The 7,550-nt window shown below is 70.9% G+C and carries 5 protein-coding genes; 4 read left to right on the forward strand and 1 reads right to left on the reverse strand.

From position 1 onward, the window contains the following. The first annotated feature begins 215 nt into the window (after positions 1 to 215). Positions 216 to 1,880 (forward strand): M4 family metallopeptidase, encoded by a 1,665-nt coding sequence (locus ACFULQ_RS47995; RefSeq protein ID WP_383557849.1) that lies wholly within the window; start codon positions 216 to 218, stop codon positions 1,878 to 1,880. Between the two features lie 70 nt (positions 1,881 to 1,950). Then, the gene (locus ACFULQ_RS48000; RefSeq protein ID WP_383557851.1) at positions 1,951 to 2,460 is read left to right on the forward strand and encodes a DUF1990 domain-containing protein; all 510 of its coding nucleotides are present in this window, start codon (positions 1,951 to 1,953) and stop codon (positions 2,458 to 2,460) included. A 24-nt stretch (positions 2,461 to 2,484) separates the two neighbouring features. Here ACFULQ_RS48000 and ACFULQ_RS48005 read toward each other — a convergent pair whose 3' ends face one another. Next, entirely contained in the window at positions 2,485 to 5,103 is a 2,619-nt protein-coding gene (locus tag ACFULQ_RS48005; protein WP_383557853.1) for a glycosyltransferase family 1 protein, read from the reverse strand. 296 nt (positions 5,104 to 5,399) lie between these two features. On the opposite strand from ACFULQ_RS48005, the gene ACFULQ_RS48010 reads away from it, so the two are divergent. Continuing rightward, the gene (locus tag ACFULQ_RS48010; protein WP_383557856.1) at positions 5,400 to 6,602 is read left to right on the forward strand and encodes a S8 family peptidase; all 1,203 of its coding nucleotides are present in this window, start codon (positions 5,400 to 5,402) and stop codon (positions 6,600 to 6,602) included. A 216-nt stretch (positions 6,603 to 6,818) separates the two neighbouring features. After that, on the forward strand, positions 6,819 to 7,550 hold a 732-nt coding region (locus tag ACFULQ_RS48015; protein ID WP_383557860.1), incomplete at its 3' end, for a maltotransferase domain-containing protein.

Here is a 7,550-nt window from a genome sequence, read left to right on the forward strand (position 1 = left end):
GTCCATGACCGACGGCTTGTTCGGGCTTTGCCCAGGTCAACTCGCTTTACATGCCTGCAATGTTCACCCAGTAGTCGACTTTCGGCCAACATCACTTGAGGGTCCTGACATGTACGCGCCTGGATGCCACGCTTCCTCACAACCGCCGCACAACTTCACAACCACCCCGGCAGGCAACCCCACGCCCGACCGGGCTCCCCCACGAAGGAGCTTGTGTGACCCCCCTCTACGCGCGTCACAAGCGCACCACTCTGGCCATCGCCACCGCTGTCGCGGCCGGAGCCCTGCTCACCACCGGCCTGACCGCCGGTGCGGCCTCCGCCCAGACCCCGGCGGAGACCGGCAGAAGCACCCTCGCCGCGGCCCCGCTCCAGCTGTCCGCGGCCGCGCGCACCACGCTCATCAAGCAGCAGCAGGCCGGCGCCGCCGACACCGCCCAGGAGATAGGCCTCGGCGCCAAGGAGAAGCTGGTCGTCAAGGACGTCGTGAAGGACGCCGACGGCACGGTCCACACGCGCTACGAGCGCACCTACGACGGCCTGCCCGTCCTCGGCGGCGACCTGGTCGTCCACGAGTCGAAGTCGGGTGCGACCGAGGGCGTCTCCAAGGCGACGACCAAGACCATCAAGGTCGCCTCGCTGACCCCGAAGCTGACCGTCGCCAAGGCCGAGCAGCAGGCGCTGACCGTCGCCAAGGCCGCGGGCTCGGAGAAGACCGCCGCCGACGGCGCGCGGAAGGTCGTCTGGGCCGGCTCGGGCACGCCGGTCCTCGCCTACGAGACGATCGTCGGCGGCTTCCAGGACGACGGCACCCCGAACCAGCTGCACGTCATCACCGACGCGGCCACCGGCAAGAAGCTCTTCGAGTACCAGGGCATCGAGAACGCGACCGGCACCGGCAAGAGCCTGTACTCGGGCACGGTCAGCCTGGAGACGACCCTCTCCGGCTCGACGTACCAGCTGACCGACGGCACCCGCGGCAGCCACAAGACGTACAACAAGTCGCACGGCACCAGCTCGTCGGCGGGCACCCTGTTCACGGACGCCGACAACGTCTGGGGCACCGGCGCGGCCTCCAGCTCCACCACCGACCAGACGGCGGCCGTCGACGCGGCCTACGGCGCGGCGGAGACCTGGGACTTCTACAAGTCCACCTTCGGCCGCAGCGGCATCAAGAACAACGGTGTCGCGGCCTACTCGCGGGTGCACTACGGCAACCAGTACGTCAACGCGTTCTGGGACGACAGCTGCTTCTGCATGACGTACGGCGACGGCGAGGGCAACGTCAGCCCGCTGACCTCGCTGGACGTGGCCGGCCACGAGATGAGCCACGGCGTCACCTCGAACACCGCGGGCCTGAACTACTCCGGCGAGTCCGGCGGCCTGAACGAGGCCACCTCGGACATCTTCGGCACCGGCGTGGAGTTCTTCGCCAACAACGCGTCCGACAAGGGTGACTACCTCATCGGCGAGAAGATCGACATCAACGGCGACGGCACCCCGCTGCGCTACATGGACAAGCCCAGCAAGGACGGCGGCTCGGCGGACTCCTGGTCCTCCTCCGTCGGCAACCTGGACGTCCACTACTCGTCCGGTGTCGCGAACCACTTCTTCTACCTCCTCTCGGAGGGCAGCGGCGCCAAGACGATCAACGGCGTGAGCTACAACTCGCCGACGTCCAACGGCTCCACGGTCACCGGCATCGGCCGGGACAAGGCGCTGCAGATCTGGTACAAGGCGCTGACGACGTACTTCACGTCGACGACCAACTACAAGGCGGCGCGCACCGGCACGCTCTCGGCGGCGTCGGCCCTGTACGGCTCGACCAGCACCGAGTACAAGGCGGTGGCCGCGGCCTGGTCCGCGGTCAACGTGAGCTAGCGCCAAGGGTTTTGGCGGGGCGGCACCCGGGACGAAGGCATTCCCGGGTGCCGCCCTACTCTTGGTTCCCATGCACTTCACGTACGACGAGGTCGGCGCGACCCGTCAGCAGGGCTACTGCCCGCCCGGCTTCCACCCCCTGCACGTGCGCACGCGCATAGGCGAGGGCCACGACATCTTCCGCAAGGCCTCCGAGGCGGTCCTCACCTGGGAGATGCACCGGGCCCTGGGTGTCGGCATAGACGCCACCGCGGACCGGGCGGCCCCCGACGTCGACGTGACCGTCACCCTGGCCGGCGTCATCAAGGCCCCCTGCCGAGTCGTCTGGACGGTCGAGGAACACCGCCGCGCGGGCTGGGCGTACGGCACCCTGGCCGGCCACCCCGAGTGCGGCGAGGAGTCCTTCCTCGTCGACCGCACGGGCGACGGCACGGTCTGGCTCACGGTCTCGGCCTTCAGCAAGGCCGCCAAGTGGTACTCCCGAGCAGCCGGCCCGGCAACCCGCGGCCTCCAACACGCTTACGCCCGCAAGTGCGGGACGGTCCTGCGGAAGCTGTGCGGCGGGGAGGACGCGGGCTGAGCGCACAGCCCGCGCCCCCGTCACTCACCGCAGGAGTACCCCTGCCCCCTCCACCACCTCCTCGGAAGGCACCGCCACCAGCCCCAGTTCCGCGCCCGTCGCCAGGAGGCGGTGGGAGGGGAGGAGGCGGACCGTGTAGCCGAAGGGGCCCGTGCGGTCCAGGGACAGGGGGCCCTCGTAGACCCAGCGGCCCTCCGGGTCCGGGCCGCCCACCGGTTTCAGGGGGACCGTGGTCGCGTCCGTGATGCGGTCCTGCTCGTCGACTCTGCCGGAGACCGCCTGGACCTCCACGTCGTCCGGGCCGAGGGCGCCGAGACGCACCTGGACCCTGAGGCCGAGCGTGGTGCCGAGTTCCGCCGTCGTCGTCGCGGACGTGGTCTCCACGTGGTCGACCGTGACGCCGTGCCACTCCGCCCGCACCCGGGCCTTCCACTCCGCCAGCTCCCGTGCCGTGTCCGGGGCCATCGTGCGGTGGGCGTGGGCCGCGGGGGCGTAGAGCCGCTCGACGTACTCGCGGACCATGCGGCCGGCCAGGACCTTCGGGCCCAGCAGGGTGAGCGTCTGGCGGACCATCTCGATCCAGCGGTCGGGCAGGCCGCCCTGACCGCGCTCGTAGAAGCGCGGGGTCACCCGCTGTTCGAGGAGGTCGTAGAGGGCGTCGGCCTCTATGTCGTCACGGCGGTCGGGGTCGGTCCCCGCGCCGTCCGCCGTCGGGATCGCCCAGCCGAAGTCCGGCTGGAACCATTCGTCCCACCACCCGTCCAGGACGGAGAGGTTGAGGCAGCCGTTCAGGGCCGCCTTCATCCCGCTCGTCCCGCACGCCTCCAGCGGCCGCAGCGGGTTGTTGAGCCAGATGTCGCAGCCGGGGTAGAGCTTCTGCGCCATCGCCATGCCGTAGTCGGGCAGGAAGACGATCCGGTGCCGCACCCGCGGGTCGTCGGCGAACCGCACCAGCTCCTGGACCAGCCGCTTCCCGCCGTCGTCCGCCGGGTGCGCCTTGCCCGCCACCACGATCTGGATCGGCCGTTCGGGGTGGAGGAGGAGGTCCATCAGCCGGTCGCGGTCGCGCAGCATCAGCGTCAGTCGCTTGTACGACGGGACGCGGCGCGCGAATCCGATCGTCAGGACGTCGGGGTCCAGCACCCCGTCGATCCAGCCCAACTCGGCCGTACCGGCACCCCGTTGCCGCCAGGACGCCCGCAGCCGGTCCCGCACCTCGGTGACGAGCTGCTCGCGCAGCGTCCGACGCAGCTCCCAGACGTCCTGGTCGGGGATGTCCCCGACGGCGTCCCAGCGTTCCGAGCCGCCGACGGTCAGCGCGTCCTCGGTGCGCTGCGCGCCGATCTGCCGGGCGCCGAGCCGGAACACCTCGGGGGCGACCCAGGTCGGGGCGTGCACCCCGTTGGTCACGGAGGTGATCGGCACCTCCTCGGGGTCGAATCCCGGCCAGAGTCCGGAGAACATCTCCCGGCTGACCTGCCCGTGCAGCAGCGAGACCCCGTTGGCGCGCTGGGCGAGCCGGAGTCCCATCACGGCCATGTTGAAGAGGTTGGGTTCGCCGCCGGGATAGGTCTCCATGCCGAGCGCCAGGATGCGGCCCACGTCCATGCGCGGGAGTTCGGCGTCGGGCCCGAAGTGCCGGGCGACCAGCTCGCGGTCGAAGCGGTCGATGCCGGCCGGGACGGGGGTGTGCGTGGTGAACACGGTCCCCGCGCGCACCGCCTCCAGGCCCGCGTCGAAGTCGAGCCCCTGGTCGCACAGCTCGGCGATCCGCTCCAGGCCGAGGAAGCCGGCGTGCCCCTCGTTGGTGTGGAAGACCTCGGGTGCGGCGTGGCCGGTGAGACGGCAGTACGTCCGTACGGCCCGGACGCCCCCTATGCCGAGGAGCATCTCCTGGAGGAGGCGGTGTTCGCTGCCGCCGCCGTACAACCGGTCGGTCACCCCGCGTTCGCCGAGGCCGTTCTCCTCGACGTCGGAGTCCAGCATCAGCAGCGGCACCCGGCCGACCTGGGCGAGCCAGATCCGGGCGTGCAGCCTGTTGCCGCCGGGCAGGGCCAGCGACACCTGCGCCGGAGTGCCGTCGGCCTCCTTGAGCAGGGCCACGGGCAGCTCGTTGGGGTCCAGGACCGGGTAGTGCTCCTGCTGCCAGCCGTCCCGGGACAGGGTCTGGCGGAAGTACCCGTGCCGGTACAGCAGACCGACGCCGATCAGCGGGACGCCCAGGTCGCTGGCCGCCTTGAGATGGTCGCCGGCCAGGATGCCGAGGCCGCCGGAGTACTGGGGCAGCGCGGCCGTGATGCCGAACTCGGGCGAGAAGTAGGCGACGGCGGCCGGAAGTTCACCCGGATGCGTCTGGTACCAGCGCTCGCCGGTGACGTAGTCGTGGAGGTCGTCGGCGACCGCGGTCAGCCGGCGCAGGAAACGGCGGTCCTCGGCGAGCTCCGCGAGCCGGGCGGGGCGCACGCCGCCGAGCAGCCGTACGGGATCACCGCCCGACGCCGCCCAGCGCTCCGGATCGACGGACTGGAAGAGATCACGGGTCTCGGTGTGCCAGGACCAGCGCAGATTGCGTGCCAGGTCGCTGAGCGGCCGGAGGGGTTCGGGCAGGACGGGTCGGACGGTGAAGCGACGGATAGCCTTCATTGCCACCTCGTCAGGCGTGCGGAGGGGGACACACGGCGGTGTGGGTCCCGTCGTCAACCCCGACCGTATCCGTGCGGAGGGTCTCGTCACCACGGCGCCGTTCCGATCGAACAGTCCGAAAATCGCCGCAACCTCCTCACCTCCACCCATGGCGGATATGGCCGATTCCATCCCCGCAGGCGTCCTTGTGGTACTTCGCACCGCACGAGAGGCTTCCCCTGGCGTACCGGCCGGCGCCGGGTGCACCCGGCGGACCGCGGCTGCCGTACGCCGAGCTGAGGAGGGGAAGACAGGCCATGGCACGGACGCCACATCGGCGTCTGCGCCGGCTGGGGGGATTGACCGCGGTGGGCTGTGCCGCCGCGCTTTCGGCCATCACCCTGCCCGCGCAGGCCGCACCACAAGGACGGATAATCGGCGCCGGAGAGCCCGGTTCCGTCACCGGAAGTTACCTGGTGACACTCAAGGGGGGTACGGAGGCTCCGTCGGCGACCGGAAAGGGCCTCGCCGAGAAGTACGGGGCGAGAATCAGCCATACCTACGGCACGGTGCTCAACGGCTACGCGATCCGGGCCGACGAGAGACAGGCCCGACGGCTGGCCGCGGACCCACGGGTCGCCTCGGTCGTCCAGGACACCCGGGTGACGCTGGAGAGGGTCCAGAAGAACCCGCCGTCCTGGGGCCTCGACCGCCTCGACCAGCCGGCCCTGCCGCTGGACAGGACCTACGCCTCGCCCTCGTCCGAGGGCGCCGGGACGACGGTCTACGTGATCGACACCGGCATCCGGATCTCCCACAAGGACTTCGGGGGCCGCGCGAGCTACGGCTGGGACTTCGTGGGGGACGACCGGTCCGCGGGGGACGGAAACGGGCACGGCACCCATGTGGCGGCCACCGTCGCGGGCGCCGGGTACGGCGTGGCGAAACGGGCCAGGGTGGTCGCCGTACGCGTCCTCGACAACGCGGGATCGGGTACGACCGCGCAGGTCATCGCCGGTATCGACTGGGTGACGCGGAACGCGCGGAAACCGGCGGTCGCCAATCTCAGCCTCGGCGGCCAGTACAACGCCCAGCTGGACACCGCGGTCCGCAACTCCATCGCCTCGGGGGTGACCTACGCGGTCGCCGCGGGCAACGACGGACTGCCGGCCGGGCTCTACTCACCGGCCGGGGTACCGCAGGCGATCACGGTGGGCGCGACCGACGCCAAGGACAGGCGGGCCGGCTTCTCGAACTACGGCTCGGCCGTGGACCTCTTCGCGCCCGGGGTGTCGATCACCTCGGCGGGCATCACGAGCGACACCGCGAGGGCGACCTACTCGGGTACCTCGATGGCGGCCCCGCATGCGGCGGGCGCCGCCGCGCTGTATCTGGCCGACCACCCGAGGGCCACTCCGTCACAGGTCGGCAAAGCCCTGGTGAAGGATGCGATCTCCGGGAAGGTGTCCGGTCGAGGGATCGGTTCGCCGAACAAACTGCTACAGGTTCCGGGTTCTTAGGGGAAGCGTCCGCAAACCGGCCCCGTTCGGCCAGAACGGGGCCGGTCTTGTGCCAATACATACGCGTGAGTAGTTAACAAAGTGCCGGATTGCCCACCCGAATAGGGTGGGAAGGCTCCTCCGGTACACGGCTCAGGTAGGTTCACTGGGACGCCCCGCAGGACCCCCTCCCCACACTCATCCGCCCACCCAATGTTGACGCGGACAGGAGCGGTCATGCCCGCCACGCACCACTCGTCGGCACCCCCGACATCCAGCACAGACACCTCCACCACGCGCCCCGTCGACCCCGGACCGCCGGCCCAGGAGCGATCCTCCACGGCAGCGGAGCCGGCCACGGCCGTCGGGCGCATACCCGTCCTCGACGTCCGCCCGATCGTGCAGCACGGCCGCAGGCCCGCGAAGGCGGTCACCGGGGAGTCGTTCGAGATCTCGGCCACCGTGTTCCGCGAGGGCCATGACGCGGTCGCCGCCAATGTCGTACTGAAGGATCCGGAAGGCCGCGCCGGGCCATGGACGCCGATGCGGGAGCTGGCCCCGGGCACCGACCGCTGGGGCGCCACCGTCACCGCCGACGCCCCCGGCCTGTGGACCTTCACCGTCGAGGGCTGGGGCGACCCCGTCACCACCTGGCGGCACCACGCCCAGATCAAGATCCCGGCCGGCATGGACACCGAGCTGGTCCTGGAGGAGGGCGCCCGGCTCTACGAGCGGGCCGCGGCCGGAGTCCCCGACGACGGGCGAAACGGCGTGATCCTCGCGGCCATCGAGGCGCTGCGGGACGACACCCGGCCCGCCGCCGCCCGTCTCGCCGCCGCCCTGACGCCCGAGGTGGACGAGGTCCTCGCGCGGTATCCGCTGCGTGAGTTGATCACGGCGTCGGAGTCGTTGCCGCTGCTGGTGGAGCGGGAGCGGGCGTTGTTCGGCTCGTGGTACGAGTTCTTCCCC

The sequence above is a fragment of the Streptomyces sp. NPDC057253 genome (assembly GCF_042669125.1).
In the GTDB taxonomy this organism is placed as follows: domain Bacteria; phylum Actinomycetota; class Actinomycetes; order Streptomycetales; family Streptomycetaceae; genus Streptomyces.